Here is a 25,529-nt window from a genome sequence, read left to right as displayed (position 1 = left end):
GGCGCGCACAAGAAAAGCGGGCAAGCGCTTGTTTTAACAAGGGATTTTCACGTATTGGACGGGACCGGCGCACCCCGTGTCCGAATCATTGGACGAGCGGGCGCGGCGCCGTATGAAAGATCGGAATCCGCCGGGCCGCTCAGGTTTCCAGATCGCTCGACAGCCCCACGCGGCGCCGTTCGCCGCCCAGCACCAGCGGGCCGGCCAGGTTGCTCAGCAGGCGCACCTCGCCCTCGGCCACGGCCCGGTCGAGGTTGTGCATCAGACGCGGGAACAGGCCGTCGGCGCGCGCGGCGTCGGTGCTGTACAGCGCGGCCCAGGCGTTGCGCCCGGAACGCTTGGCGATGTACAGGCCCTGGTCGGCCAGCTCCACCACCTGCGGCCACGGCAGCAGCCGCGGTTGCGACGGCAGGAACGGATAGCAGGCGAAGCCGATCGAGCAGGTGCGCGCCAGGCGCGTGCCGTCCGGCAGCTCGAAGTCGCGCTCGGCCACGGCGCGGCGCATGCGCTCGGCCACCACGCGCGCGTCGTCGCGGTGGGTGGCGCGCGCCAGCACGAGGAACTCCTCGCCGCCCCAGCGCACCAGGTAGTCCGACTCGCGGAACACTTCGCGCAGGCGCTCCTGCATCTGCACCAGCACCGCGTCGCCGGCCGCGTGGCCGTACTGGTCGTTGACCTCCTTGAAGTGGTCGAGGTCGACCATGAAGAACACCAGGTCCTTGGGCGCCAGCAGCTCGCACTCGGTGGGCGCGCGGTGCGCCGGCTGGTCGTAGCCGCGCAGGCTCATGGCCACGTCGGCGTCCACGTTCTGCAGGAAGAAGCGGCGGTTGCGCAAGCCCGTCAACTGGTCCGTCAGGCTCACATCCTCCAGCGCCTTGTAGGCCCGCTCCAGCTCCAGGTTCTTCTCCAGCAGCTGCTCCTGGGTCGCGCTCAGGGTCTTGAGCGTGGCCGCCACCTGGCGGTAGGCGGCCGCGTTGTCGAGCGCGATGGCGCCATACGCGCACAGCGTGCGGAAGATCAGCCGTTCCCGTTCGCCGTAGGCGTGCGCCTGCAGCGATTGCACCGTCATCACGCCCAGCACCCGCTCGCCCACCCGCAGCGGCGCGAACAGCAGGCTCAGTGTCGGCAGGGTGCCGGGGATCAGGTTGGGGGTGGCGCGCGCGTCGTCGATCTCGACCAGGATTTCGCGCCGCTCGCGCACGCAGCGCGCCGAGTTGGCGTTCGGCTCGGACAGCGGCACGCGCATGGCCGGCAGCGGCTGGCCGGCCTCCACGCCGAACACGCAGCTCAGCGTCTCGCCGTCCGGCCCCAGCAGGAACACGGAGAAGTGGGTGGCGTCGAGCAGGCCGTGCACGTGGCGGTCGAGCGCCCCGAACACGGCCGCCGCGTCCAGGTGGGCCGTGATCTCCTGGCCGATCGCGCTCAGGTGTTCGAGCGTGGCGCTGGTCTGTTGCAGCACCTCGGCCCGTTGCGCCTCGGCCGCCGCCAGCTGGCGGTGGTGCTCGCCCTCGGTCTGGGCCCGCTCGGTCTGGTACTGCACCTGCATGGCGATGGCGCGGTTGGTGGCCTGCTGGTTGTGGATGCGCTCGCGCGCGGCGCTGGCCTGCAACGCGATCTCGTAGGCGCGCGCATGGTCGCCGGTGGCCGCGTACTCGCGCGCGGCCGCGTCGAGCAGGGCGCCGGGCACGATGTAGCCGTCGATGGTGGCGGCGATGCCCAGCGCCAGCTGCAGATAGTGCAGCACGGCGTTGGGCGCGTTCATCGGCTGCGGATCGGGCAGCGCGTGGCGCGCGTGGATGCGGGCCAGCACGTCGAGCGCGGCGATCTGGTTGGCCGCGTCGCCATGCTCGCGCGCCAGCGCCAGCGCGGCGTCGGCGGCGGCCACGGCGTCGGCCGGCCGGCCCAGCTGCGACAGCGCGTGCGCCTGGCCGCGCCGGGCGCTGCTCTGGAAGTCGGACTGGCACAGCGCGTCGCCGCGCTCGGCCAGCCGGCTGAAGCTCTCCAGCGCGGCCGGGTAGTTGCCCAGGTCCAGCGCCAGGTCGCCCTGGTATTCGAGCGCCACCGCGTAGGCGCGCGAGCCCGACAGCGGCGCCAGCGTGTGCAGCGCCTCGCGCAGCAGGTGCTGGGCCGCCTCGCGCTGGCCCAGGTGGCGCAGCGTCTCGCCGGTCTGCATCAGGCACAGGCCCACGCTCAGCGGCCAGCCCGTGGGGCGCGCCAGGTCCAGGCCGCGCTGCATCCATTCGAGCGCCGCCTCGTGCGCGTTCAGGCTGGTGAAGGCGTTGCCGATGTTGGTGGCCACGATGATGGCGCGCCGCAGCTGGCCGGTGGCCAGCGTGGCCTCGTAGGCCCGCATCAGGTGGCCGATGGCGCGCCCGAAGTCGCAGGCCTGGTAGGCGCAGGTGCCGAAATAGTCGCTGATCCAGCCGGCGGCGGCCACCGGCTTGCCGTCCAGCGCCTCCTCGAATCGGCTGGCCCAGCGGGCGCTGGCGCTTTGCCAGTCCGCGAAGGCGGCCGTGATGGCGGTGGCCGCCTCGATCACGTCCAGCCGCACGGCGTCGCCGCCGGCGCGGGCGGCGGCGGCCGCCTGCGTCAGGCAGGCGCGCGCTTGCACCGAGCCGCCACGGTCGTTGGCGATCCAGGCCAGCAGCCACAGCGCGTCGGCCTGGCCGGCGTGGTCGGCGGCCCGCTCCAGCGTGGCCAGCGCGGCGCGCGCCAGGCGCTCGGCGCCGTCCAGCTGGCCGCGCAGCCAGGTCGTTTCCGCTTCGACCAATTGCAGCCGGGCCGCCAGCGGCGCCCGTTCGGCGTCGGACAACCGGTGCAGGCCGACGGCCGCCTCGGCCGACCAGGCGGCCGCGCGCACGGGGTCGCGCTGGCGCGTGTGCCAGGCCAGCCGCATCAGCAGCGTCAGCCGCAGCTCCCCCTGGGCGCCGGACAAGTCCGCCTCCCATTGCGCCAACTCGTGATCGAGCGCAAACATGTCCACCGATTCCGTTCCTCAGCCTGTCAACCTGTTGTGCCCCGCCCCGGGTTCCGGTGGCGCGGCGCTATTGCCTTAACGCATGTATGCGTCCGTCAGCATTATTCCACAGTTTGCCCGCCGCGCCGCCGCCGCGCCGCGCCCGCTATGGCGGCCACGCCACAAGCCCTTGATTCGCAAGGCGAAATTCATTCCCTGGTGAAATGAAGATTTATTCTAAGAATTATTGCAGCCATTGGCGCGCGAGCGCCACGGCGGCCGAGAATGTCAGGAACGACAACGCGGTCGAGACCAGGATGATGCGCGCGATGCGGCCCGTGTCGGCCCCGAAGCGCTCGGCCAGGATGGCCACGTTGCTGGCGCTGGGCAGGCAGGCCACCAGCACGATCGCGGCCAGCGCCTGCCGCTCGAGCGGCACGCCGAGCGCGCGCGCGCCCAGGCCCAGGCCCAGCATCAGCAACGGGTGCAGCAGCAGCTTCTTGAACGCGACCGGCACATAGTCGCGCCAGTGGGTGGCGGCCGCGCTGCCCATCTGCGAGCGGGCCAGCACGGCGCCCATGGTGAACAGGGCCACGGGCGAGGCGGCGTCGGCCAGCAGGCCCACGGTGCGCATCAGCGGCCCCGGCGGGGTCCAGCCGGCGGCCGAGGCCAGCGCCCCCAGCGCGATGGCCCACGGCAGCGGGTTGCGCAGCATGCCGCGCAGGGCGTTGCGCAGGGCGTCGCGGCCGTGGCCGCTGCCCACGCGCGACAGCGCGATGCACAGCGAACTGGTGACCACCATGTCGATGGCGATGGTGACGATCACCGGCCCCGACGAGGCCGGCCCCAGCAGCGCCAGCAGCAGCGGCACGCCCATGAAGCCGGTGTTGGGGAAAGCCGCCACCAGGGCGCCGAAGGCGGCGTCGTTCCAGCTGATGCGGTGGCTCAGCGTGACGGCCACGGTCAGCCCCACCATCAGCAGCGCGCCCAGCAGGTAGACCCCGGCCACGCCGCCGTCGAGCAGACGGGCGATGGGGGTGCCGGCGCCGAAGCGGAACAGCAGGCAGGGCAGCGCGAAATACAGCACGAAGGCGTTCAGGCCGGGGATGGCGGCCAGCGGCAGCAGGGCGCGCCGGGCGGCCAGGTAGCCGCACAGCACCAGCGCGAAAAAGGGGAAGGTGATGGAGAGGATGGCGAGCATGGCCAGCCATTGTAGCCGCTGGCGCCGCCGGCCACGCAAACGGAACCGGCAAGGCGCGGCGCGGCGGCTACAATATATTTGCGCCGGACCGGAATAAAGGCCGGCGCCGCTTCGTATACGTCAGTGCAAGTCCCCCACTTCACCAACAACAAGGAAGCCATCATGCACACCCTCACCCGTTCCACCGTGGCCGCCGTGGCCGCCCTGCTGCTGTGCGGCGCCGCCCAGGCCAACGACGTCCTGATGAAAAAGGACGGCGTGCTCGTCACCGCCACCGGCATGACCGTCTACACCTTCGACAAGGACGTGGCCGACAGCGGCAAGAGCGTCTGCAACGGCCCGTGCGCCGAGCTGTGGCCGGCCGTGTCGGCCCCGGCCAGCGTCAGCCCGCCCTATTCCATCGTCACCCGCGACGACGGCGCCAAGCAGCTGGCCTACAAGGGCAAGCCGCTGTACGTGTACGGCAAGGACGCGCCGGGCCAGCGCAACGGCGACAACTTCAAGACCATCTGGCACGTGGTGAAGGACTAAGCGCCCATGCACGACGACGGCGCCCGCCTGGTGGCCTGCATCCCGCGCCTGCGCCGCTACGCGCGGGCGCTGCTGGGCGAGCGCGCCGAGGCCGACGACCTGGTGCAGGACACGGTCGCGCGCGGCTGGGACCGGCTCGCCACGTGGCGCCGCGGCAGCGACATGCGGGCCTGGCTGTTCGCCATCATGCACAACCTGCATGTGGACAGCCTGCGCCAGCCCGGCCCGCCCACCGTGCCGCTGGACGAGGACGCGCCGCAGCCGGCCGATCCGGCCCAGCCGTCCGACCGGCTGGCCGTGCGCGACATGGACGCCGCCCTGCAGCAACTGCCGCCCGAGCAGCGCGCCGTGCTGCTGCTGGTGGCGGTCGAGGAACTGAGTTACGAGGAGACGGCGGCCACGCTGGGCATCCCGCTGGGCACGGTGATGTCGCGCCTGTCGCGCGGGCGCGAACGCCTGCGCCTGCTGATGCTGGGCCAGCCCGTGCCCGCCACGCTGAAAGTGATCAAATGAGCGCACCCGTCGTCGAAGCCGAACTGCAAGCCTGGGTCGATGGCTGCCTGCCGGCCGCCCGCCGCGCGGCCGTGGACGGCTACCTGGCGCTGCATCCGGACGAGGCGGCCCGCCTGCAGGCCTACCGCCAGCAGAGCGCGGCCCTGCGCGCGCGCTACAACCCGGTGCTCGACGAGGCCGTGCCGGCCGCGCTGGCGGCCCGGCCGCGCGGCCCGCTGTGGCGCGCCGCGCGCGCGCTGGTGGCCGCCAACGGCCCGTGGCGCCACGTGGCCACGCTGGCCCTGACGCTGGCCGGCGGCGCGGCCGGCTGGTGGCTGCACGACCTGCGGCCGGACACCCCGGCGGCACCGCCACTGCTGGCGGCCGCGCCGCGCGCCACGCCGGCACCCGGCCCGGCCACGCCATCGCCCGGCCAAGCCACACCGGCCCCCGGCCAGTCCACACCGGCCGCCACCCGGCTGGCGGCGGCCGACCTGCCGGCCACGGCCGAAGGCCAGGCGCTGGCCCGCAGCGCGGCCGTGGCGCACGCCGTCTACAGCCCCGAGCAGCGGCATCCGGTGGAGGTCGGCGCCGACCAGCAACAGCACCTGGTCGCGTGGCTGTCCAAGCGGCTCGGCGCGCCGCTGCACCCGCCGCAACTGGGCGCGCTCGGCTACGAACTGATCGGGGGACGGCTGCTGCCGGGCCAGAGCGGCCCGGTCGCGCAATTCATGTATGACAATGCCGGCGGCGGGCGCCTGACCTTGTATGTGTCGACGGAACAGCGCCACAACCGCAGCACGGCCTTCCGCTTCGCGCAGGAAGGCCAGGTCGGCGTGTTCTACTGGATAGACGGGCGCTACGGTTACGCCCTGTCCGGGTCGCTGGACCGCGCGGCGCTGGCCAAACTGGCCGACGCCGTGTACGCCCAGCTGGAACCGCCCGGCTGAGGGCGGCTCCCTTGAAGCGGACTCAGGCGTGCTTGCCCACCTCGATCAGGCGCGAGCGCATCATCTCGCTGGCGGCCGGGCCGGGCGCGAACATGTAGTCCTCGTCGTTGATGGCCAAGCCGCTGTTGGCGTCCACCAGCACCTGGTCGGCCGGCTTGCCCGTCTCGCGGCTCACCACCAGCAGGCTGGCCCCCTCCGGCGCCAGATGGTCGTTGCCCCAGGCGATGAAGGCCAGCAGCACGGGCTTGAAGTCGCGCCCGGCCTTGGTCAGCACGTACTCGTAGCGGGGCGGACGGGTGCTGTACTGGCGCCGCTCCATCAGGCCGCCCTCGACCAGCCCGGCCAGGCGGCGCGTCAGCATGTTGGGGGCGATCTTCAGGCTCTTCTCAAACTCGTCGAAGCGCGTCATGCCATAGAACGCGTCGCGCAGGATCAGAATGCTCCACCACTCGCCCACCTTGCCCAGGCTGCGGGCGATGGGGCAAGGCATGCGGCCAAAATCAGTATGTTTCATAATTGACTCCGTAGCAGTTTCAGTCCAGGTGAGAGTGACTGGGCGCAGGCGCGCCGCCATTCCATTATTGGCCTTCCGCGAAAATCATGCTTTTGCTGCAAGCGACGGCATGTTTGCGGGCGGAGAAAACTATTAAAAATTTTGGAAAGATAGGCATAATAAGCAACACCAAATGCTAGTCACTGCGCGTGGCCAGCGCGGCGATTTATAAATTGGCTACTTATCCGACAGGTACCTGACCACCACCCATGCAACCGACCAGCGCCCCGCCCATGCGCAACATACTCGTCGTGGATGACTCCGCGTTCGAGCAGCGCATGCTGATGGACTTGCTCAGCGAGCAGCCCTACCGGATCTCGGTCGCCTTCAACGGCCTGCAGGGCTACCAGCTGGCCCTGGCCAACCAGCCCGACCTGATCCTGCTGGACGTGCGCATGCCCAACATGGATGGCTACACGGCGTGCCGCCTGCTCAAGGCCAACCCGGCCACCCACAACATCCCCGTCATCTTCCTCAGCGGCGCGGGCGCCGACGAGGAACGCATCATGGGGCTGTCGATCGGCGGCGTCGACTACGTGTCCAAACCGTTCTCGCCGGGCGAGCTGGCCGCGCGCATCCAGGTCCACCTGAACCTGGCCCGCCGCAACCATCCGCCGCCCGCCGCGCCCGAACCGGCCAGCGCCGCGCCGGCGCCGCCGTCCGATCCCGACGCCGTGCTGGTGGCGGCCGCCAAGCGCCTGATCGCCGACAACCTGGCCGACGTGCCGGGCCTGGCCGAGATCGCGCGCGCCGTGGGCACCTACCGCGAAAAGCTGTCGCAGGCGTTCCGCGCCCAGACCGGCATGACCGTGTTCGCCCACATCCGCGAACAGCGGCTGCGCCGCGGCGAACAGCTGCTGAGCGAGTCCGACATGGATGTCCAGGACATAGCGTTGCTGATTGGCTTCAACAGCGCCGGCAATTTCGCCACCGCCTTCCGCGAGCGCAACGGCGTCACGCCCAGCGCCTATCGCCAGGCCCGCCAGGCCGCGCAGGCGAAAAAGACGCCGGACGCCTGAAGCGCGGCTATACTGCCGGTCTTGCCCCGCCGGGACGACGCCGTCGTCCGGGCACCGACACCATCGATCCGAGCTCAACATGAAATCCCGTTCCACCAGCGGCCTGGTCTACTCGACCGACAGCGGCCGCATGTGTCCCGATTGCCGCCAACCAGTGGCCGCCTGCACCTGCAAGGCCGGCGCCATGGCCGCCCCGCTGGGCGACGGCGTGGTGCGCGTGGCGCGCCAGACCAAGGGCCGGGGCGGCAAGTGCGTCACCGTGGTCAAGGGCGTGGCGCTGGACGCCGCCGCCCTCGCCGCGCTCGGCAAGCAGCTGCGCACGGCCTGCGGCAGCGGCGGCACCGTCAAGGATGGCGTGATCGAGATCCAGGGCGACCATTGCGAACTGGTCATGGCCACGCTGCACAAACTCGGCCACCAGCCCAAGCGGACCGGCGGCTGACCGCGCCACGCGCGGCGGTCCGGCCGCCATGGCCGCTCACGCGAACAGCTGCGCGGCGAACTCCACGAACGCCTTGACCTTGGCCGCGCGCAGATGGCGCGGCGGGAAGATGGCGACGATGTCGGGCCCCGGCGCCTGCCACGGCGCCAGCAGCGGCACCAGCGCGCCGCTGCGCAGCGGCTCGCGCAGCGACACCGACAGGTGCTGGATGATGCCGGCCCCGGCCACGCCGGCCGCGATCAGCGTGTCCACATGGTCCATCGCCAGCCGGCCGGCCGGCGTGCTGTGGAACACGGCGCCGTCGCGCTGGAACTGCCACGGCCGCACCTGGCGCGACTTCGGGTAGAGGAAATTGAGGCAGTCGTAACGCGGCAGGTCGTCCGGCGTGGCCGGCGTGCCGTGGCGGCGCAGGAACTCGGGCGCCGCGCACGTCACGTACTCGGTGCGGCCCACCGTGCGGGCCACCAGCCCGGTGTCCTGCGGCTTGCCTATCCTGAGCAGCACGTCCACACCCTCCTCGACCATGTCGATCAGGCGGTCGGACGCCGTCACCCTGAGCGCGATCTCCGGGTACGCCGCCAGGAAGCGCGGCAGCGCCGGCGCCAGGTACAGGCGCCCGAGGATGCCGGGCAGGTCGACCCGCAGCGTGCCGCCCGGCCGCTGCGCCGATTCGCGCAGGCTGCCCTCCAGCTCGCCCATGCCGTCCACCAGCAGCAGCGCCTGCTCGTAGCAGCGCCGGCCCTCGTCGGTCAGCGACATGCTGCGCGTGGTGCGGTTCAGCAACCGGACCTGGAAGTGCCCCTCCAGCGCCGCCACCTGGTTGGTGACGGACGAGGTCGACACCCCGAGCCGCTGCGCCGCCCGCGCGAACGCGCCCGCCTCCACCACCGCGCAAAACACCCTGAGCGCCTCCAGCCTGTCCATGCCCTCTCCTCATCCCGTCGTGCCGACGATTATCCACGGTTTCGCAACACAGTAACGCGCCGCGCCCCGTTTTTCCGCCGCGCGCCGCCGCCTACACTGGCCTCATCGCTCCGCCCGGCGCGGTTCTCAACCACAGAAAAGGAAACCATCATGTCCACCGTCCCCCTCATGCAAGCGGCCGTCCTGCGCACCTATGGCGCTCCCCTGGTGCTGGAGCGCATCGCCCGCCCCGAAGCCGGCCCCGGCCAGGTGCTGGTGCAGGTCAAGGCCAGCGGCATCAATCCGCTCGACCTCAAGATCGCGGCCGGCCAGGCGGCCCACGCGCGCACCGTGCCGCCGGCCGTGCTCGGCATCGACCTGGCCGGCGTGGTGGTCGCCGTCGGCGACGGCGTGAGCGGCTTCAAGCCCGGCGATGAAGTGTATGGCATGACGGGCGGCGTCGGCGGCATCCAGGGTTCGCTGGCCGAATACGCGGCCGTCGACGCCGACCTGCTGGCCATCAAGCCGCGCAACCTCACCATGCGCGAGGCGGCCGCGCTGCCGCTGATCTTCATCACGGCCTGGGAAGGCCTGGTCGACCGCGCCGGCCTGGCCGCCGGCCAGAGCGTGCTGGTGCATGGCGGCGCCGGCGGCGTCGGCCACATCGCGGTGCAGATCGCGCTGGCCCACGGCGCGCACGTGTTCGCCACCGGCAGCGCCGGCCAGCGCACGGCCATCGAGGGCTACGGCGCGACGGCCATCGACTACCGCGCCGAGCCGGTCGAGCAATACGTGGCCCGCCACACGGACGGCATCGGCTTCGACGTGATCTACGACACGGTCGGCGGCGCCACGCTGGACGCCGCGTTCGCCGCCGTGCGCGCGTACCACGGCCACGTGGTCAGCTGCCTGGGCTGGGGCACGCACGCGCTGGCGCCGCTGTCGTTCCGGGCGGCCAGCTATTCGGGCGTGTTCACGCTGCTGCCGCTGTTGTCGGGCCGGGGCCGCGCCCACCATGGCGCGATCCTGCGCGCGGCCACCCGCTTGATCGAGGCCGGCAAGGTCAAGGCCAAGCTGGATCCGGCCCACTTCACGCTGGAGACGGTCAACCAAGCCCACGCCGCCGCCGCGGCCGGCACGGCGCAGGGCAAGCTGGTGGTGACGCTGGCCTGAGCGCGCCGGCCGCGCCGGCGGCCGCCGCTCAGTTGCGGCGGCAGTCGGGCGGCAACAGCGTGGCGGCGATGTCGTCGCTGCCGCACCGCCAGGCCACCTTGCGGTTGTCGTTGATGCTGGGGGTGAAGGCGATCGCCTTGCCGCGCAGCGATGGATCGGCAGGGAACACGCGCACCACGCCGTTGCCCGGATCGACCTTCACGTCCTGCACGGCGTGGTTGGGATCGACCAGCGCGAAGCCGGCCTGCTCCAGCGTGGCCGGGCCGCTGCCGTTGGCGTAGAAATAGCGCTCGACGGCGGCGGCGGCCTCGCGCCCGACCCCGGCCGCCTCGGCCAGCCGGGCCCTGGCCGTGTAGTCGTGGTAGGCCGGGATGGCCACCGCCGCCAGCATGCCCGCGATGGCGAACACGGCCAGCACCGAACCGGCGCCGCCCACGCCCAGGCGCGGCACGAACAGGGCCAGCGCATAGGCCAGGCCGCTGCGGCCCGGCTGCCTGACCTCGGTACCGTGCGCCAGCCCGCGCATCACGGCCATGCGCTTGACCAGCCATGGATAGTCGCTGACCAGCTCGTGGAACGACATCCAGAAGCCCGACGTCTCCTCGGCCTGGGCCGAGTAATGGGCCACGTTGATCTGGCGCCAGCGCTTGCCGCCGGCCGCCAGCGCGGCCAGGCCCAGCTGGGCGCTCTTGAGGTCGTCGCAGGCGTGGAAGCCGTGGCGGTCGCACGTGTACTCGCGCGCCCGCGCGTAGGCCGCGCCCAGCAGCGGGACCAGCGAGGCCGGCATCAGCAGCGCCGACCAGCGCAGGTGGTTGCGCTTGATATGGCCGAGCTCATGGCCGATGTAGAAGTTGATCGCGTCGGGCTTGGCCTCCAGCGCGTCGACCACGTCCGAATACAGCACGATGAAATTGGTGCCGAGGAAGCGGGTGGCGAAGGCGTTGAACACGCCACCCATCTGCAGCAGGTAGGCATCGGGCACTTGTTCCAGGCCCAGCCGCTGGCAGCACTGCTCGATGCGCTCCTTCAGGTCCGGGAACTGCTGCCACGTGATCTTGACGGCCGTGCCCTTCAGGTAGGAGATCAGGGCCGACTGCGCGAAACAGTAGGCGACGAAGAACAGCAGCAGGTACACCAGCGCCATGCCCACCGTGCCGACGATGAGCACCAGCCAGATCAGCAGGGAGATGGCCAGCATCCAGCCGAACAGTGTGCGTTCGTTCTTGTAAATCAGTTCCATAGCGGGGCGTCAAAAAGTTTCCGTATGGTATTTTAATTGATTATTTAGGAAAAAGACAACTGTTTTTGCTAACTTCCCTGTCGCGATGGAACAGCGACGATGCTGTATGATTTTGCTGTTATCCGCCCTTCCAACCTATCCAAATCCATCATGAGCCGTTTCTGGAGTCCCGTCGTCCACAGTCTCACCCCCTACACGCCCGGCGAACAGGTCAAGTTGCCCAACCTCGTCAAGCTCAACACCAACGAAAACCCGTACGGTCCCTCGCCCAAGGCCGTGGCCGCGATGCAACAGGCCGCGGGCGACCAGCTGCGCCTGTATCCCGACCCCAACGGCACCGCGCTCAAGGACGCGCTGGCCCGCCACCACGGCCTGGCGCGCGAGCAGATTTTCGTCGGCAACAGCTCCGACGAGGTGCTGGCCCACACCTTCCACGCCCTGCTCAAGCACGAATTGCCGCTGCTGAGCCCGGACATCAGCTACAGCTTCTACCCCACCTACTGCAGCCTGTACGGGATCGAGCACCGCGCCGTGCCCCTCAACGCGCGCTTCGAGATCGACGTCGACGATTACGCCCAGCCATGCGGCGCCATCATCCTGGCCAATCCCAACGCCCCCACCGGCCGCGCGCTGGGCCTGGACCAGATCGAACGTCTGCTGGCCGCCCACCGCGACCAGGTGGTGGTGATCGACGAGGCCTATGTCGATTTCGGCGCCGACAGCGCCATCGCCCTGCTCGACCGTTACGACAACCTGCTGGTGGTGCAGACCTTCTCCAAGTCGCGCTCGCTGGCCGGCCTGCGGGTCGGCTTCGCGGCCGGCCATCCGGACCTGATCGCCGGCCTGGAGCGGGTCAAGAACAGCTTCAACTGCTATCCGCTGGGCCAGGTGGCCCAGGCCGGCGCCGTGGCCGCGCTGGAGGACGGCGCCTGGTTCGCGCAGACCCGCGACGCCATCATGGCCACCCGCGCCCGCCTGACCGCGCAACTGGCCGCGCTCGGCTTCGAGGTGCTGCCCTCGTCCGCCAACTTCGTGTTCGCCCGCCATCCCGGCCATGACGGCGCGCAACTGGCGGCCGGTCTGCGCGCGCAGGGCATCCTGGTGCGCCACTTCCGCCAGCCGCGCATCGACCAGTTCCTGCGCATCTCCATCGGCACCGACGACGAATGCGCGCGCCTGGTGGCCGCGCTGACCGGCCTGACGGCCTGACGGCCAGTCCCGGCCGCCGCCCCGCTGCCAGAGACGGGGCGGCGGACGTGCCTGTGTGAAACTAATCACAACTCCGATGCCAATTGTCAAATGCAATTTTGCAATTGTTCTAGAAATACCACGTTGACAACAAGAAATATGTAATTGATAACGGAATGGCGGTATGATCGGTGCCTCCAGACAATTCCGGCCCCGTCGTCGCCCGCGCCCACGCGCGGCGGCGCCGGTCCGGGGCCCTGTCATCGCACCTTTTTTACGATAGAAAGTGCCGCTATGCCCACCGTCCGCTCCGCCCTCGCCAGCCTGGCGTTCATCCTGGCCGCGCCCGCCGCGCTGGCCAGCAATCTCGTCGTCAACGGCGACTTCGAAGACGCCGACACCAGCATGTGGCTGCTGTCGGGCGACACCTCGGCCCAGTATTTCACCGGCGACTGGAGCGGCTCGCCGCTGTCCAACTCCGCCAACACGGTGTTCGCCGACGGCGCCTATCCCGGCCTCGGCTACCTGGGCCAGGACATCGCCACCGTGGCCGGCGCCAAATACACGCTCGATTTCGACCTGCAGCGCATCAACACCGCGGACGGCGGCCAGGGCCAGAGTTTGAGCAACGAAGTGCTGGTCACGTTCGGCGGCAACACGGTGTTCCACCAGACCAACACCAGCGGCGACTGGACCCACTACACGGTGACCGACCTGACGGCCAGCGGCGCCCACACGCTGCTGCAATTTGGCGACAGCAACCACTACGACTACAACCAGCTCGACAACGTGTCGCTGGTGATGTCGGCCGTGCCCGAACCGGCCACCGCCCTCATGCTGATGGGCGGCCTGGTGCTGATGGCGGCGCGCCGCTTCCGCCGTTCGCCACCGTTCTGAGCCCGGTACGCGCCCCGGCGCGGCCCCGCTTTCCCCCATTTATCAACGGTCCGTGCCGGCGCTAGCCGCGCGGCGCCGCCATCCACGAGGAGCGCGCAATGTCGGAACCCTTTCTCGGCGAAATTAAAATGACCAGCTTCGGCTTCGCGCCGCGCGGCTGGGCCTTCTGCAACGGCCAGTTGCTGTCGATCAACCAGAACCAGGCGCTGTTCAGCCTGCTGGGCACCAACTTCGGCGGCGACGGCCGCGTCACCTTCGGGCTGCCCGACCTGCGCGGCCGCATGCCCATCCACGGCCCCCTCATCGGCGACCGCGGCGGCGAGGCCCAGCACACGCTGACGCAGAATGAAATGCCGGCCCACAGCCACGCCATGCTGGCGTCCACGGCCGTCAGCCACGCGGCCGATCCCACCGGCCGCGTGCTCGGTTCGGTCGAGGCGGGCGCGCTCAACGTCTACCACCCGGCCGACGGCTCGGCCGCGCTGCACCCGAGTACGCTGAGCCAGGCCGGCGGCGGCCAGCCGCACAGCAATATGCAACCGTACAGCGTCACCAATTTCATCATCGCGCTGCAGGGCATCTACCCGTCGCGCAATTGAGCGGCACTACCCAGGAGAGTATTCATGGCTGATCCATTTGTCGGAGAAATCCGCATGTTCGGCGGCAACTTCGCGCCCCAGGGGTGGGCTTTTTGCGACGGCGCCATCCTGTCCATCGCCGAGAACGATGCGCTGTTCGCGCTGATCGGCACCACCTACGGCGGCGACGGCCAGTCCACGTTCGCGCTGCCCGACATGCGCGGCCGGGTGCCCGTGCACCAGGGCAACCTGGGCGGCAACTTCTACGTGCTGGGCCAGCAGGGCGGCACCGAAACGGTGACGCTGATGAACAGCCAGGTGCCGCCCCACAACCACATGGTGGGCGCCAGCGTTGCCGCGCCGACCGCCACCGGCACCGGCGTCAACGTGACGGGGGGCGTGCCCTACGTGCCGGCCTCGCCCGGCGCCAAGCCCAAGCTGTACGTGGCCCCCGGCATGCCGGCCCCCATGTTCACGGGCGCCGTGACGGCCAGCGGCGGCAACCAGCCGCACAACAACATGGCGCCCTACCTGGGCGTCAATTTCATCATTTCGCTGTTCGGCATCTTCCCGAGCCAAAGCTGAGGAGTTCGTCATGGATCCATTCGTCGCCGAGATACGCATGTTCGCCGGCAATTTCCCGCCCACCGGCTGGGCCATGTGCAATGGCCAGCTGATGCCCATCGCCCAGAACACGGCCCTGTTTTCGCTGCTGGGCACCACCTACGGCGGCGACGGCAGGAGCACCTTCGCCCTGCCCAACCTGCAGCAGCGCGTGCCGCTGCACGCGGGCCAGGGTCCGGGCCCGGGTCTGACCGAGCGCCTGCTGGGCGAGATGGACGGCGAGGCGAACCACACGCTGAGCACGGCGGAACTGCCGGCCCACAACCACGCGCCGCAGGCCTCGGGCGCGCCGGCCGCCAGCGGCGCGGCCAATGGCGGCATGCTGGCCAAGACCACCTGCCCCACCCCGCCCTACCACGACCCGGTCGCGCTGCAGCCGATGGCGCCGGGCGTGATCGGCAACGCCGGCGGCGGCACCCCGCACAACAACATGCAGCCCTACCTGACCATCAACTTCATCATCGCGCTGCAGGGCATCTTCCCGCCGCGCGGCTAAGCGACCATGGACATCGACCACGCCATCACCCTGCGCCCGCCCGCCGAGGCCGACCTGCCGTTCCTGCTGGAGCTGTACGCCAGCACGCGCGCCGACCTGGCCCAGCTCGATTCGGAGACGACGCGCCAGCTGATCGTGCGCATGCAGTTCGAGGCCCAGCAGAGCTGGTACCGCGCCCAGTATCCGCAGGCCGACGTCAACCTGATCCTGGCCGACGGGGTGCCGGTGGGCCGCCTGTACGTGGCGCGCGGCACCGAGGAGATCCGCCTGATCGACATCTGCCTGCTGCCCGAATACCGCTGCCACGGCATCGGCGCGGCGCTGCTGCGCGGGCTGCAGGACGAGGGCGCCGCGACGGCGCTGCCGGTGCGGCTGCTGGTGGCGATGGACAATCCGGCCATCCACTTATACCAGCGCCTCGGCTTCATGCCGGTCGACCTGCGCGGCATGCACCGCGCCATGGAATGGCAGGCGGCGCAGCAGGAGGCCGCCGCCGCCGTGCAGCGCGCCACCACCCACACTTCGTAAAGGACAACACTATGGAACGGCGTACCTTCATCCTGGCCACGGGCGGCCTGTTCGGCACGGCCGGCGCCGCCCACGCGGCCCCCTTGGCGGCCCTGGCCACCCCGGCCCCGGCATCGGCCACGGCCCTGCGCGCGGCCAGCTTCGCGCGCCTGGTCAACCAGACCTTCAACGTGTACGCCAGCCAGCGCGGCGTGGCCATGGAACTGGTGGCGGTCAAGCAGCAACCGTCGGCCGCCAACCACGAGCAGTTCCGCCTGACCTTCCACGGCGCCGGCGCCACCCTGCCCAGCGGCACCTACACGGTCGAGCACGCGGCCATCGGCCAGGTGCCCATGTACCTGGAAGCGGCCGGTGCGGACGCGCAAGGCGCCACCTACCGCGCCGACTTCAACCTGCTGGTGTGACGCTCAGAACTTCGCGTTCAAACCCAGCTTGACGGCGCGCGGCGAACCGGGCGAGATGTTGTCGTTGCTGTTGGCCGCCGCGTAGTACTTCTTGTCGAACAGGTTCTCGACGTTGACCTGCAGCTGCAGGTTGCGGTTGACGGTGTAGTACAGCGCGCCGTCGAAGCGGGTGAAGCCGGGCAGCGTGACGTTGTTGGCCGTGGACGGGAAGATGCTGCCGCGGTACACGATGCCCACGGCGGCGCCCAGCGCGTCGCTGAAGTCGTAGCGGTTCCACAGCGAGGCGCTGTGCTTGGGCACCTGCGCCAGCACGGCGCCGGCGAACGGGCCGGTCCTGGCCACGTCGGCCGTCAGCTTCGCGTCCTGGTAGGCATAGCCGCCCATCACACTCCAGTTCTTCCACACATTGCCGCTCAGGCCCAGCTCCACGCCCTTGCTGCGCTGGCCGTCCACCAGCACCGACCTGGTGGCGTCGGCGGGATCGGCCACCACCACGTTCTTGCGGTCGAGCCGGTAGATGGCCAGCGTGGCCGCCAGCTTGGGCAGCACATCCCACTTCACGCCCACTTCCAGGTTCTTGAACTGCTCGGGGTCGAAGGCCGCGTTGGTCGGCGTGAGCGACGCCAACTGGTCGCCCGCGCGCGGCAGGTAGGCCAGGCTGTAGCTGCCGTAGATAGCCACCGCTTCCACCGGCTTGTACACCAGCCCCGCGCGCGGCGAGACGGGGGTGTCGGTCACGGTGATGGCCGTGTTGCTACGGTGGTTCAGGAAGTCCACCTTGAAGCGGTCGTAGCGCAGGCCGGCGATGGCTTGCCATTGCGGCGACAGCTGCACCTGGTCCTGCACGTACACCGAGGCGACGGTGGAGGTGCCGTGGTTGTCGGCGTCCGTGGCCGATTGCCTGAAGGTGATCGGCGCCGTCATGACGGGATCGGCGGTCGGCACGCTGATGCTGGTGGCGTTCGCGCCCACGCTCGGGAAGTAGCCGGTGTTGCGGTAGTTGTCCGTCACCTGGCGGCCCAGCTCCACGCCCGTGGCCAGCTTGTGCAGCAGCGCGCCGGTGCGCACGTCGAATGTGAAGTCGGTCTGGTTGAACAGGTTGCTGCGCTCGGTGGCGTTGTTGTAGGCCTTGATGTCGACGCTGGTGCCGGCCGCGTTGACGGCGCCGGAGAAGGCGTTCTGGTAGAACTTGTCGTAGCTGGCGTAACGGGTGCGGTTGCGCAGCAGGGCGCCGTGGCCGAGGTCATGCTCGATCACGGCCGAGAAGGCGTCCATGCTGGCCTTGGCGCGGCTCAGCTTCGCATTGCCGAAGAAGGTGGAAGGATCGGTGTCGAACGGCTTGCCCTGGTAGGACGGGATGCCGCGGTCGGCCGTGCGGTCGTCGTCGAAGTGCTCGTAGCCCAGCACCACGTTGGTGTTGGCGCCGGCGCGGATGGCCACCGTCGGGTTGATGCCGGAGCGCTCGACGGTCACGCCGTCGCGGAAGCTGCCCGACTTTTCGTACAGGCCGTTCACGCGCACGGCCACGTTGTCGTTGACCACCTGGCCGACGTCGGCCGTCAGGCGGCGGTTGGCCCAGGAACCGAGCGTGAGCGACGCTTCGCGCACGTTGTTCCACTCGGGCTGCTTGCTGACGCGGTTGATCACGCCACCCGAACCGCCGCGACCGAAGATCATCGCGTTCGACCCTTTCAGCGCCTCGACGCTCTCGATGTTGTAGAAGTCGCGGTAGTACTGCACGTCGTCGCGCATGCCGTCGATGAAGAAGTCGCCGGTCGAGCTGTTGCCACGGAACACGGCCGTGTCGCGGTTGCCCTCGCCCTGCGCCGGCACCACGCCGGGCACGTAGCGGATCACGTCGGCCATCGATTGCATGGCCTGGTCGCGGATCAGTTCCCTGGTCACCACCGTGATGGCTTGCGGCGTGTCGCGCAGGGCCGTGTCGGTCTTGGTGGCCGTGGTGCTGTGGCTGGCGCCGTAGCCCGATTCCGCCGTGCCCGTGATCGTGATCTGCTGCATCGGCATGTCGTCGTCGGCGCGGGCGGCGCCATGGGCCAGCAACATGGACGCGCACGCGGCGCCGGCCGCCAGCCGGGCGGCGTGGGCGATGGTGGACAGGCGGGGCTGGGCGGCGAGAACAACGGGAGCGGCGGGAGCGCGGCGCGACATGATTGCTTCCTTAATCTAAATGAGAATGAATCGCATTATCATTCAAATTTTAACGATGAGCAAGCTTTAATGCCAGCCCGGCGTCAAGGTGCCATCGCATCGGGCCGGGCGGCGCCCGGCGTTACGCCCTATCCGTGCCGCGCGCGCGAATCGGCGGGCGCCTCGCCGCGCTCGTCGAGGCCGTAATCCCGCACCACATCCGCCACCCGCAGCCGGTAGTGCGCGAACAGCTGCGCGCGCCCCCGGGCTTGCAGTGCGCGGTGCGCCTCGACATCGCGCCAGCCGCGCACCGCCGCCTCGTCGCGCCAGAACGACAGCGACAGGATCTTCCCCGGCCGGGACAAGCTTTCGAAACGCTCGACCGAGATGAAGCCATCCATCTGTTCAAGATGCGGCCGCAACAGCGCCGCCCCGTCCAGATAGTCCTGCATGTGCGACGCGTGCGGCACGACCTCAAAGATCACGGCGATCATCGCAGGCCTCCTTGTGCAACGTGCCTTCCACCACTTCAAGGAAACTGCGTTCCTCGCGCAGGATGAAGCGCTTTTCCTGCGCCAGCATGAAGTTGGCGCGCCCTTCCTCGTCGGTTTTCAAGCGCGCGCGGTAAGCCTCGTACGCGGCCAGGCTGTCGAAGGCGATCAAGCCCCAGGCCACGTCGTTGCTGCCTTCGTGCGGCAGGAAGTAGCCGATCAGATTGCCGCCGCAACGGGGAATGATGCGGCCCCAGTTCTCGGCGTAGGCCCGGAATTCCTCGCGTTGGAACGGATCGATCTGATAGCGGATAAAGCAGGTGATGGTCATGATGTCCTCGCGGCTGTGTAGAGCGGTCACTATACGAGCTTGTAGGTGCGTATTGCTTCGACTAAGATCGAAGCATGAAAGACGGACCTAACATCATCGGCATCGCCGCGCTGATCGGCGACCAGGCGCGCACGGAGGTATTGACCGCGCTCATGTCCGGCATGGCGCTCACCGCCACCGAGCTGGCGGAAAAGGCCGGCGTGACCAGGCAGACCATCAGCAGCCACCTGGCCAAGCTGGTCGATGCCGGCCTGCTGAGCGTGGAAGCGCAGGGCCGGCATCGCTACTTCCGCCTCGCCGATCATGACGTCGCCCAGTTGCTCGAATCGCTGATGAATGTGGCGTTCCGCACCGGCGCCGTGCGCACGCGCTCCAGCCCGCGCGAGCCCGCGCTGCGCAAGGCGCGCGCGTGTTACGACCATCTTGCCGGCGAGATGGGGGTGCTCGTCTACGATCAGCTGCTGGCTTCCGGCGCCTTCACTGTCGGCGCCAATGGCATGCAACTGACGCCGGCGGGCCATCGCTGTATGGGCGCCTTGGGCATCGATACGGCGGCGCTAAGCGCCAACAAACGGCGGACCCTGTGCCGCACTTGTCTTGATTGGAGCGAACGACGCCACCACCTCGCCGGTTCGCTCGCCAGCGCCATGCTGATGCGCTTCGAAGCGCTGGGCTGGGCCCGGCGGGAAAAGGAATCGCGCGTCATCACCTTCACCGCGGCCGGCGAACAAGCGCTGCATCGCTGGCTGGCGGCGGCAGCGGCAGCGGCACCGCAGGACATGGCCACGTTCGCGCCGTAGACGCCCGCCACGGAATAAATAGAGTCCGGCGTCTATCGCCCCGGCGCTATCATGGCGTCGCTGACGAACAAACATGGGTCATGTATGGCAGATATGCTGATGAAGTTGCACCGCAATCCCCTCACCTCGCCGCTGGTCAAGGCGCTCGGTTTGCCCCACCCGGTCGTGCTGGCGCGCGCCGACGGCGGCTACGTGGCGCGGCCGTTTGAAGGCAAACATGCGTTGCTGTGCCACAGCCCCGGCGGCTACGCGGCCGACGCCCTGCGGCGCGGTCTGGAGCAGGCCGGCGCCAGCGTCGTCGACCTGCTGCCGCCGGAGGGCGCTTTGCGTCCGGAACTGGTGGTGATGGATGCCACCGGCTGCGCCACACCGGCCGATGCCCGTGCGCTGTACGACGCGTTCCATCCCATCATGCGGCGCATCGCCCGCAACGGCCGCGTGCTGCTGGTGGCGGCCAGCCCGGTCGAATGCGGCACGCCGGCCGCCGCCGCCATCAGTCGCGGCATGGAAGGGTTTGTGCGCAGCCTGGCCAAGGAACTGGGGCCGAAAGGGATCACCGTCAACCAGCTGTATGTGGCGCGCGCCGCGCTGGACCGGCTGGACGGCCCGTTGCGCTTCTTCTGTGGCGTGCCGTCGACCTATGTGACGGGCCAGGTGCTGCACCTGACGGCGCAGGCGGCGGCGCCAGCGGCGACGCCGTTCAGCCAGGCGCTGGCCGGCAAGGTGGCACTGGTGACGGGCGCGGCCCGTGGCATCGGCCGCGCCACGGCCGAACGGCTGGCGCAGGAAGGGGCCACCGTGGTGGCGCTGGACGTGCCGGCGGCGGCGGAAGAATTGGGGCGTGTGTGCGCCACGTTCGGCGGTGTGGCGCTGACGATGGATATCGCATCGGCCACGGCGCCCGAACAACTGACCAGCTTCCTGTCCGAGCGATTCGGCGGCGTGGACATCATCGTCCACAACGCCGGCATCACGCGCGACAAGACCCTGGCCAACATGGCGCCGCAGCACTGGGACCAGGTCATGCAGATCAACCTGGCGGCCGTGATGGCCATCGACGCGCAGCTGCTGGAACGGCGCATCCTCCGCGACGGCGGGCGCATCGTCTGCCTGTCGTCCGTCAGCGGCGTGGCCGGCAACTTCGGCCAGACCAACTACGCCACCAGCAAGGCCGCGCTGATCGGCTACGTGGCGGCGCAGGCGCCGCTGCTGGCGCCGCACGGCATCTGCATCAACGCCGTGGCGCCCGGCTTCATCCAGACCGCCATGACGGACCAGATGCCGTTCCTGCCACGGGAACTGGGCCGCCGCCTGAACTCACTGAAGCAGGCCGGCCTGCCGCGCGACGTGGCCGAGCTGATCACCTTCCTCGCCACGCCGGGCGCCTGCGGCATCACGGGCAATACGGTGCGGGTGTGCGGGCAGGGCTTGATCGGGGCTTGACCGGCATTAGTTCCTGGGATTGAGCACCTCGATCGCCGCAGCGTGCCGGGTGGCCAATTCCTTGAAGCCGGGGGAAATGCGCGGATCGGCCAGCACCCGATTCCAGAATTCCTGCGCCATGCGGAAGCACAATGGCAAATGGACCAGCTGAAGTTTTTTCGTCGACGCGATGCTCCAATCCCGATGCACGATTTCGCCGTGCGTATTCGGGCGATAGAGCATGGGCAGCATGTCGTAGCAAGGCAGCAGCCGGAAGCGCTCATCGAAGGTCCAGGACACGGCAATATTGCCGTGGTGCTTGTCCTCGTTGCCGATCAACGCGCCGTACAGATCGAGAATCTCGACCATGCTCACATCCTCCGCAGGCAACTGGTTTTGGGCGTGCAAAGTTTGCGCAACCGCGCTCCAGCTTTGATCGGCCATGCCCAAGTCGCCATCCAGTGCGGAGAATGTCACCATGGGCGAGCGTCCGAACATGCCCTGTCGATCAAAACGCACTACCTCCAGAAACACCCGCCCTTCGGATGCCAGAATTGTGGTGGTTGACGCCGCGATGCCGTTAGCGGCGAGTACATTCAAGGCAAGGTGCTCGCAGATCAGCAAATCAGCCCACCGCCTGCCGTTCGCGCTATCGACGGGAGGAGAGAATTTGACGATGACGTGTTCGTTGATGTCCGCGTCACGCCCGATGACGCCCGTGAACTTGGGCTGCTCGCCGCCCGCCGACGAACCAGGCGGATCACCACGCATCGCTGCCTGCGCGAGTTGCGGGTAGCGGGTCATGCGGTCACCGTCCGCGATGACCGCGTCTCGCCAGTCGCGCCGCTCCAGCAAGTACCTCGCTTGCGCTTCATTGCCGAGAACGAGATTACCCGGCGCATTCTCTCCCCGCCGGCAGACATATTTCAAGAAATGCTCGGCACTCCATTGCAAGACGTCCTTCGGCAACTCCAGATCGGCGTGCCGGAGCGGCTCCGCCCTGCCCAGGAATCCTTGGGGACGCAGGTCGGACAAGAAGAATGGCAAGCCCTGGTAAAGCCGGTACGCATGGCTGTCTAGCCACGTAAAGCCGTACCAGCCGCCCTGCAATGCATGCAATGAACCGATGGCACGAAGTTCACCATCAGTGGATATCTCGGCGACGGGAACAGGTTGATCAACGCCGGGCACCGGACGCGCCAGCGCGTACTTGCGGGCGCGCGCCGCGCCGAAGGGAATCACCCCGGGAAGCTTGCGCAGCAGTCGCGACACTGTGGGTTGGGCTACGCCCAGCGCCGCGATGATCGCGGCGCTGTCCCCAGGCCGTTGCAACAGCCTGCGAAGCGCCGCCAGTTGTTGCTCCTGAGTGGGCATAAATATCCAACCGTGAATAGATTCTCAATTGGATATTCTATAGGTAAACCCACCGCTTTTGCATGGTTTCTTGAATAGATACTTGAATAGATTTTCGCACAATCAATGACGATGCGATGTAAAGGGCCGGCGCGCCGGCCCCGGTCACACTCAAGCGAACTTCGAGAAATCCGGTTTGCGCTTCTCGAAGAAGGCGGTGAACGCTTCCTTCGCCTCCGGCGCTTCCAGCATGGCGCCGAACAGTTTGTTCTCGGCGGTCATGGTCTGCGTGATGGCGGCGTTGCGGGAAGCCTTCATCAACTGCTTGGTGGCGCGCACGGAACTGGCCGGCAGGGCTACCAGCTTGGCCGCCTGCGCGCGCGCGAACGCGGGCAGCTCGGCCACCGGCAGCACCTTCGACACCAGGCCCATCTCCAGCGCCTCCTGCGCCGGGAACGCCTCGCCCAGCATCAGCTTCTCGGCCGCGCGCGGGTAGCCGGCCAGCTGCGTCAGCAACAGGCTGGACGCGAACTCGGGGCACAGGCCCAGCTGCGAGAACGGCATCGAGAACTTGGCGTTGTCGGCCGCGTACACGAGGTCGCAGTGCATCAGCAGCGTGGTGCCGATGCCGACGGCGGCGCCGGCCACGGCCGCCACCACGGGCTTGGTGGCGCCGCTCAGCGCCAGCATGAAGCGGAACACGGCGCGGTCTTCCAGCGCCACGCCATCGGTGCTGCGCGCGCTTTTCAGGAAGTCTTCCAGGTCGTTGCCTGCCGTGAAGATCTCGGGCTTACCGGTGATCAGGATGGCGCGCACGGTAGCATCGCGCTCGCCGTCGTTGATGGCGTCGGCCATGCTCTGGTACATCGCGCTGGTGATCGCGTTCTTGCGCTCGGGGCGGTTGAATTCAATGGTAAGAATGCCGTCGGCCTTGCTGCTCAAAATTTCCATGTCGTCTCCACAATGAGGAAAGGGCGCCGGGGAAAATCCGCAGCGCCCTTGATGCATCTAGTTTATCGTGCCGTGTTTATACGCGCTCGAAGATACCTGCCGCGCCCATGCCGGCGCCCACGCACATCGTGACCATGCCGTACTTCAGGTTGTTGCGGCGCAGGGCGTGCACCACGGTGGCGGCACGGATCGCGCCGGTCGCGCCCAGCGGGTGGCCCAGGGCGATCGCGCCGCCCATCGGGTTGACCTTGGCCGTATCGAGGCCCAGGTCGCCGATCACGGCCAGCGCCTGCGCGGCGAACGCTTCGTTCAGCTCGATCCAGTCCAGCTGGTCCTGGGTGATGCCGGCCAGGCGGCACGCCTCGGGAATGGCGAACTTGGGACCGATGCCCATGATTTCCGGCGGCACGCCCTTGACGGCGAACGACGAGAACTTGGCCAGCGGGGTCAGGTTGTGCTCGCGCAGGAATTTCTCGGACACGATCAGCAGCGCGCCGGCGCCGTCGGACATCTGCGAGCTGTTGGCGGCCGTGACGGAACCCTTGGCGGCGAACACGGGCTTCAGCTTGCCCAGCGATTCGATGGTGCAGTCGGTGCGGGCGCCTTCGTCGGTGTCGACGGTGCGCTTCTTGATGGTGATCTCGCCGGTGGCCAGGTTGGGCGTGCGGGTGATGATCTCGACCGGAGTGGTCTCGTCCTTGAAGAAGCCGGCCTGCTGGGCGGCGATGGCGCGGCGGTGCGATTCGACCGAGAACGCGTCCTGCGCTTCGCGCGACACTTTCCACTGCTGGGCGACCTTCTCGGCCGTCAGGCCCATGCCGTAGGCCATGCCCACGTTCTCGTCGGTGAACATGTTCAGGTTCATCGATGGGTGGTGGCCCATCATCGGCACCATCGACATCGATTCCACGCCGCCGGCGATCATGGCGTCGGCCTGGCCCACGCGGATGCGGTCAGCGGCCATGGCGATGGCGGTGATGCCCGAGGCGCAGTAGCGGTTGACGGTCACGCCGCCGATGGTCTTGGGCATGCCGGCCAGCAGCACCGATTGACGGGCGATGTTGAAGCCCTGCTCCGCTTCCGGGAACGAGCAGCCGATGATGGCGTCGGTGATCAGGGCCGGGTCCAGGCCGGGCGCCTGGGCCAGCGCGTTTTGCAGCACGCGCACCAGCAGGTCGTCCGGACGGGTCTTGTTGAACATGCCGCGCGGCGCCTTGCCGATCGGGGTGCGGGTAGCGGCGACGATGTATGCGTCTTGAAGTTGTTTGCTCATTTTATTCTTTCAAAAATTTTTGATCGAAGTTCTGTCGAAGTTCTGTCGAATCTGTTTCACCAGCCCGGGGCCGCCTGCGATCAGGCGCGCTTCTCGGACAAATACCAGTCCACTTGGACCTGCGCGGCCAGCGTGCCGGCGGCGTCGAAAATGTCGACCTCCACCGGGAACGCCACCTTGCCGGCCGCTTTCAGCTCGGCCTTGAGCGCGGCCAGATCGCCCGGCACCCGGCCTTCGGCGCGGGTGGCGCCCTTGGCGACCTTCTGGTACTGGATGCGCGACTCCTTGGCCACGGGGCGCAAGCCCACGATCAGGTCCGCGAAGCCGCCCGCCATGGCCGCGCCGGAAGCCGTTTCGGCCAGCGTGAACAAGGCCCCGGCGTGCTGCGTGCCCAGGTGGTTGTTGAGCTTCGGGTCTTCCGGCATCGACACCTTGGCGGTGCCGTTGCCGATTTCATCGATCCGGATCCCCAGCAGGCGCACGAAAGGCAGGGTGTCCATCATCTGTTGCTTGATACGTTCGTACACCATGCTTGGCCTCACGCGCAGTAAAACTTTGAATACCAGGGACAGGACCGACATGACC

The 25,529-nt window shown here is 68.7% G+C and carries 27 protein-coding genes; 15 read left to right on the top strand and 12 right to left on the bottom strand.

Annotated elements, in window-relative coordinates:
- Positions 1-139 precede the first annotated feature (139 nt).
- Together AC1RQG_RS02610 and AC1RQG_RS02605 are read right to left on the bottom strand one after the other, a co-directional pair.
- Positions 140-2,977, bottom strand: a complete 2,838-nt coding sequence (locus AC1RQG_RS02610) for a diguanylate cyclase (RefSeq protein WP_493127989.1) — start codon at positions 2,975-2,977, stop codon at positions 140-142.
- Between the two features lie 223 nt (positions 2,978-3,200).
- The gene (locus tag AC1RQG_RS02605; protein WP_493127987.1) at positions 3,201-4,157 is read right to left on the bottom strand and encodes an AEC family transporter; all 957 of its coding nucleotides are present in this window, start codon (positions 4,155-4,157) and stop codon (positions 3,201-3,203) included.
- 162 nt (positions 4,158-4,319) lie between these two features.
- Here AC1RQG_RS02605 and AC1RQG_RS02600 point away from each other — a divergent pair, with 162 nt between their 5' ends.
- The 3 genes from AC1RQG_RS02600 to AC1RQG_RS02590 are packed head-to-tail and all read left to right on the top strand — an operon-like array spanning position 4,320 to position 6,130.
- Complete coding sequence (locus AC1RQG_RS02600; protein ID WP_493127985.1) at positions 4,320-4,688, top strand: COG4315 family predicted lipoprotein; 369 nt, start codon at positions 4,320-4,322, stop codon at positions 4,686-4,688.
- Between the two features lie 6 nt (positions 4,689-4,694).
- On the top strand, positions 4,695-5,201 hold the full coding sequence (locus tag AC1RQG_RS02595) for an RNA polymerase sigma factor (RefSeq protein WP_493127983.1): 507 nt from the start codon (positions 4,695-4,697) through the stop codon (positions 5,199-5,201).
- Complete coding sequence (locus AC1RQG_RS02590; protein WP_493127981.1) at positions 5,198-6,130, top strand: anti-sigma factor family protein; 933 nt, start codon at positions 5,198-5,200, stop codon at positions 6,128-6,130. The genes AC1RQG_RS02595 and AC1RQG_RS02590 overlap by 4 nt, the downstream gene beginning before the upstream one ends.
- Before the next feature lie 22 nt (positions 6,131-6,152).
- On the opposite strand, the gene AC1RQG_RS02585 is transcribed toward AC1RQG_RS02590, so the two are convergent.
- Positions 6,153-6,644 carry a winged helix-turn-helix transcriptional regulator gene (locus tag AC1RQG_RS02585; RefSeq protein WP_493127979.1) on the bottom strand — a complete coding sequence of 164 codons (492 nt, stop codon included), beginning with the start codon at positions 6,642-6,644 and terminating at the stop codon, positions 6,153-6,155.
- Between the two features lie 272 nt (positions 6,645-6,916).
- Here AC1RQG_RS02585 and AC1RQG_RS02580 point away from each other — a divergent pair, with 272 nt between their 5' ends.
- Complete coding sequence (locus AC1RQG_RS02580) at positions 6,917-7,702, top strand: response regulator (protein ID WP_493127977.1); 786 nt, start codon at positions 6,917-6,919, stop codon at positions 7,700-7,702.
- Positions 7,703-7,781: 79 nt separating this feature from the next.
- Positions 7,782-8,144 carry a translation initiation factor Sui1 gene (locus AC1RQG_RS02575; protein ID WP_493127975.1) on the top strand — a complete coding sequence of 121 codons (363 nt, stop codon included), beginning with the start codon at positions 7,782-7,784 and terminating at the stop codon, positions 8,142-8,144.
- A gap of 36 nt (positions 8,145-8,180) precedes the next feature.
- Here AC1RQG_RS02575 and AC1RQG_RS02570 read toward each other — a convergent pair whose 3' ends face one another.
- A complete protein-coding gene (locus AC1RQG_RS02570) occupies positions 8,181-9,068 on the bottom strand; it encodes a LysR family transcriptional regulator (RefSeq protein WP_493127973.1) in 888 nt (295 codons plus the stop codon).
- A gap of 150 nt (positions 9,069-9,218) precedes the next feature.
- On the opposite strand from AC1RQG_RS02570, the gene AC1RQG_RS02565 reads away from it, so the two are divergent.
- Positions 9,219-10,220 carry a zinc-dependent alcohol dehydrogenase family protein gene (locus tag AC1RQG_RS02565; protein WP_493127971.1) on the top strand — a complete coding sequence of 334 codons (1,002 nt, stop codon included), beginning with the start codon at positions 9,219-9,221 and terminating at the stop codon, positions 10,218-10,220.
- A 28-nt stretch (positions 10,221-10,248) separates the two neighbouring features.
- On the opposite strand, the gene AC1RQG_RS02560 is transcribed toward AC1RQG_RS02565, so the two are convergent.
- A complete protein-coding gene (locus tag AC1RQG_RS02560; RefSeq protein WP_493127969.1) occupies positions 10,249-11,460 on the bottom strand; it encodes a M48 family metalloprotease in 1,212 nt (403 codons plus the stop codon).
- A 150-nt stretch (positions 11,461-11,610) separates the two neighbouring features.
- Between AC1RQG_RS02560 and hisC the strand changes: the two genes are divergently transcribed.
- The 7 genes from hisC to AC1RQG_RS02525 all read left to right on the top strand — a co-directional run bounded on the left by hisC (position 11,611) and on the right by AC1RQG_RS02525 (position 16,175).
- On the top strand, positions 11,611-12,669 hold the full coding sequence (gene hisC / locus AC1RQG_RS02555; protein ID WP_493127967.1) for a histidinol-phosphate transaminase: 1,059 nt from the start codon (positions 11,611-11,613) through the stop codon (positions 12,667-12,669).
- A gap of 273 nt (positions 12,670-12,942) precedes the next feature.
- Positions 12,943-13,545: a PEP-CTERM sorting domain-containing protein gene (locus AC1RQG_RS02550; RefSeq protein WP_493127965.1), complete on the top strand. Its 603-nt coding sequence runs from the start codon at positions 12,943-12,945 to the stop codon at positions 13,543-13,545.
- A 98-nt stretch (positions 13,546-13,643) separates the two neighbouring features.
- Positions 13,644-14,144: a phage tail protein gene (locus AC1RQG_RS02545; RefSeq protein WP_493127963.1), complete on the top strand. Its 501-nt coding sequence runs from the start codon at positions 13,644-13,646 to the stop codon at positions 14,142-14,144.
- A 24-nt stretch (positions 14,145-14,168) separates the two neighbouring features.
- On the top strand, positions 14,169-14,708 hold the full coding sequence (locus AC1RQG_RS02540) for a phage tail protein (RefSeq protein WP_493127961.1): 540 nt from the start codon (positions 14,169-14,171) through the stop codon (positions 14,706-14,708).
- 10 nt (positions 14,709-14,718) lie between these two features.
- Positions 14,719-15,243, top strand: a complete 525-nt coding sequence (locus tag AC1RQG_RS02535) for a phage tail protein (RefSeq protein ID WP_493127958.1) — start codon at positions 14,719-14,721, stop codon at positions 15,241-15,243.
- Between the two features lie 6 nt (positions 15,244-15,249).
- Positions 15,250-15,771, top strand: coding sequence for a GNAT family N-acetyltransferase (locus AC1RQG_RS02530; RefSeq protein WP_493127956.1), 522 nt, complete (start codon positions 15,250-15,252; stop codon positions 15,769-15,771).
- Between the two features lie 11 nt (positions 15,772-15,782).
- Positions 15,783-16,175 (top strand): DUF6916 family protein, encoded by a 393-nt coding sequence (locus tag AC1RQG_RS02525; protein WP_493127954.1) that lies wholly within the window; start codon positions 15,783-15,785, stop codon positions 16,173-16,175.
- A gap of 3 nt (positions 16,176-16,178) precedes the next feature.
- On the opposite strand, the gene AC1RQG_RS02520 is transcribed toward AC1RQG_RS02525, so the two are convergent.
- From AC1RQG_RS02520 to AC1RQG_RS02510, 3 genes are all read right to left on the bottom strand, one after another.
- A complete protein-coding gene (locus tag AC1RQG_RS02520; RefSeq protein WP_493127952.1) occupies positions 16,179-18,344 on the bottom strand; it encodes a TonB-dependent receptor in 2,166 nt (721 codons plus the stop codon).
- Positions 18,345-18,472: 128 nt separating this feature from the next.
- Positions 18,473-18,817: an antibiotic biosynthesis monooxygenase family protein gene (locus AC1RQG_RS02515; RefSeq protein WP_493127950.1), complete on the bottom strand. Its 345-nt coding sequence runs from the start codon at positions 18,815-18,817 to the stop codon at positions 18,473-18,475.
- Complete coding sequence (locus AC1RQG_RS02510; RefSeq protein WP_493127948.1) at positions 18,798-19,145, bottom strand: NIPSNAP family protein; 348 nt, start codon at positions 19,143-19,145, stop codon at positions 18,798-18,800. The genes AC1RQG_RS02515 and AC1RQG_RS02510 overlap by 20 nt, the downstream gene beginning before the upstream one ends.
- 74 nt (positions 19,146-19,219) lie before the next feature.
- Between AC1RQG_RS02510 and AC1RQG_RS02505 the strand changes: the two genes are divergently transcribed.
- Positions 19,220-19,945 carry an ArsR/SmtB family transcription factor gene (locus AC1RQG_RS02505; RefSeq protein ID WP_493127946.1) on the top strand — a complete coding sequence of 242 codons (726 nt, stop codon included), beginning with the start codon at positions 19,220-19,222 and terminating at the stop codon, positions 19,943-19,945.
- An 84-nt stretch (positions 19,946-20,029) separates the two neighbouring features.
- Positions 20,030-21,388, top strand: coding sequence for a 3-oxoacyl-ACP reductase (locus tag AC1RQG_RS02500; protein ID WP_493127944.1), 1,359 nt, complete (start codon positions 20,030-20,032; stop codon positions 21,386-21,388).
- Positions 21,389-21,394: 6 nt separating this feature from the next.
- Here the strand turns inward: AC1RQG_RS02500 and yjjJ are convergent, their stop codons facing one another.
- The 4 genes from yjjJ to AC1RQG_RS02480 form a co-directional block, all read right to left on the bottom strand.
- Positions 21,395-22,741: a type II toxin-antitoxin system HipA family toxin YjjJ gene (gene yjjJ / locus AC1RQG_RS02495; RefSeq protein WP_493127942.1), complete on the bottom strand. Its 1,347-nt coding sequence runs from the start codon at positions 22,739-22,741 to the stop codon at positions 21,395-21,397.
- 150 nt (positions 22,742-22,891) lie between these two features.
- Entirely contained in the window at positions 22,892-23,671 is a 780-nt protein-coding gene (locus AC1RQG_RS02490; protein WP_493127940.1) for an enoyl-CoA hydratase, read from the bottom strand.
- Positions 23,672-23,747: 76 nt separating this feature from the next.
- Entirely contained in the window at positions 23,748-24,944 is a 1,197-nt protein-coding gene (locus tag AC1RQG_RS02485) for an acetyl-CoA C-acyltransferase (protein WP_493127938.1), read from the bottom strand.
- Between the two features lie 80 nt (positions 24,945-25,024).
- Positions 25,025-25,474, bottom strand: a complete 450-nt coding sequence (locus tag AC1RQG_RS02480; RefSeq protein WP_492715657.1) for a PaaI family thioesterase — start codon at positions 25,472-25,474, stop codon at positions 25,025-25,027.
- Positions 25,475-25,529 lie beyond the last annotated feature (55 nt).

It is taken from the genome of Rugamonas sp. GW822-FHT03B10 (genome assembly GCF_058801745.1).
Note: the sequence above shows the minus strand (reverse complement) of the source record. Positions and strands in the feature narration are given on the sequence as shown.

What these genes read in the sequence shown, in the direction of transcription:
- AC1RQG_RS02610 (WP_493127989.1), bottom strand. Translation starts at nt 2,977, where the DNA reads ATGTTTGCGCTCGATCACGAGTTGGCGCAATGGGAGGCGGACTTGTCC.
- AC1RQG_RS02605 (WP_493127987.1), bottom strand. Translation starts at nt 4,157, where the DNA reads ATGCTCGCCATCCTCTCCATCACCTTCCCCTTTTTCGCGCTGGTGCTG.
- AC1RQG_RS02600 (WP_493127985.1), top strand. Translation starts at nt 4,320, where the DNA reads ATGCACACCCTCACCCGTTCCACCGTGGCCGCCGTGGCCGCCCTGCTG.
- AC1RQG_RS02595 (WP_493127983.1), top strand. Translation starts at nt 4,695, where the DNA reads ATGCACGACGACGGCGCCCGCCTGGTGGCCTGCATCCCGCGCCTGCGC.
- AC1RQG_RS02590 (WP_493127981.1), top strand. Translation starts at nt 5,198, where the DNA reads ATGAGCGCACCCGTCGTCGAAGCCGAACTGCAAGCCTGGGTCGATGGC.
- AC1RQG_RS02585 (WP_493127979.1), bottom strand. Translation starts at nt 6,644, where the DNA reads ATGAAACATACTGATTTTGGCCGCATGCCTTGCCCCATCGCCCGCAGC.
- AC1RQG_RS02580 (WP_493127977.1), top strand. Translation starts at nt 6,917, where the DNA reads ATGCGCAACATACTCGTCGTGGATGACTCCGCGTTCGAGCAGCGCATG.
- AC1RQG_RS02575 (WP_493127975.1), top strand. Translation starts at nt 7,782, where the DNA reads ATGAAATCCCGTTCCACCAGCGGCCTGGTCTACTCGACCGACAGCGGC.
- AC1RQG_RS02570 (WP_493127973.1), bottom strand. Translation starts at nt 9,068, where the DNA reads ATGGACAGGCTGGAGGCGCTCAGGGTGTTTTGCGCGGTGGTGGAGGCG.
- AC1RQG_RS02565 (WP_493127971.1), top strand. Translation starts at nt 9,219, where the DNA reads ATGTCCACCGTCCCCCTCATGCAAGCGGCCGTCCTGCGCACCTATGGC.
- AC1RQG_RS02560 (WP_493127969.1), bottom strand. Translation starts at nt 11,460, where the DNA reads ATGGAACTGATTTACAAGAACGAACGCACACTGTTCGGCTGGATGCTG.
- hisC (WP_493127967.1), top strand. Translation starts at nt 11,611, where the DNA reads ATGAGCCGTTTCTGGAGTCCCGTCGTCCACAGTCTCACCCCCTACACG.
- AC1RQG_RS02550 (WP_493127965.1), top strand. Translation starts at nt 12,943, where the DNA reads ATGCCCACCGTCCGCTCCGCCCTCGCCAGCCTGGCGTTCATCCTGGCC.
- AC1RQG_RS02545 (WP_493127963.1), top strand. Translation starts at nt 13,644, where the DNA reads ATGTCGGAACCCTTTCTCGGCGAAATTAAAATGACCAGCTTCGGCTTC.
- AC1RQG_RS02540 (WP_493127961.1), top strand. Translation starts at nt 14,169, where the DNA reads ATGGCTGATCCATTTGTCGGAGAAATCCGCATGTTCGGCGGCAACTTC.
- AC1RQG_RS02535 (WP_493127958.1), top strand. Translation starts at nt 14,719, where the DNA reads ATGGATCCATTCGTCGCCGAGATACGCATGTTCGCCGGCAATTTCCCG.
- AC1RQG_RS02530 (WP_493127956.1), top strand. Translation starts at nt 15,250, where the DNA reads ATGGACATCGACCACGCCATCACCCTGCGCCCGCCCGCCGAGGCCGAC.
- AC1RQG_RS02525 (WP_493127954.1), top strand. Translation starts at nt 15,783, where the DNA reads ATGGAACGGCGTACCTTCATCCTGGCCACGGGCGGCCTGTTCGGCACG.
- AC1RQG_RS02520 (WP_493127952.1), bottom strand. Translation starts at nt 18,344, where the DNA reads ATGTCGCGCCGCGCTCCCGCCGCTCCCGTTGTTCTCGCCGCCCAGCCC.
- AC1RQG_RS02515 (WP_493127950.1), bottom strand. Translation starts at nt 18,817, where the DNA reads ATGATCGCCGTGATCTTTGAGGTCGTGCCGCACGCGTCGCACATGCAG.
- AC1RQG_RS02510 (WP_493127948.1), bottom strand. Translation starts at nt 19,145, where the DNA reads ATGACCATCACCTGCTTTATCCGCTATCAGATCGATCCGTTCCAACGC.
- AC1RQG_RS02505 (WP_493127946.1), top strand. Translation starts at nt 19,220, where the DNA reads ATGAAAGACGGACCTAACATCATCGGCATCGCCGCGCTGATCGGCGAC.
- AC1RQG_RS02500 (WP_493127944.1), top strand. Translation starts at nt 20,030, where the DNA reads ATGGCAGATATGCTGATGAAGTTGCACCGCAATCCCCTCACCTCGCCG.
- yjjJ (WP_493127942.1), bottom strand. Translation starts at nt 22,741, where the DNA reads ATGCCCACTCAGGAGCAACAACTGGCGGCGCTTCGCAGGCTGTTGCAA.
- AC1RQG_RS02490 (WP_493127940.1), bottom strand. Translation starts at nt 23,671, where the DNA reads ATGGAAATTTTGAGCAGCAAGGCCGACGGCATTCTTACCATTGAATTC.
- AC1RQG_RS02485 (WP_493127938.1), bottom strand. Translation starts at nt 24,944, where the DNA reads ATGAGCAAACAACTTCAAGACGCATACATCGTCGCCGCTACCCGCACC.
- AC1RQG_RS02480 (WP_492715657.1), bottom strand. Translation starts at nt 25,474, where the DNA reads ATGGTGTACGAACGTATCAAGCAACAGATGATGGACACCCTGCCTTTC.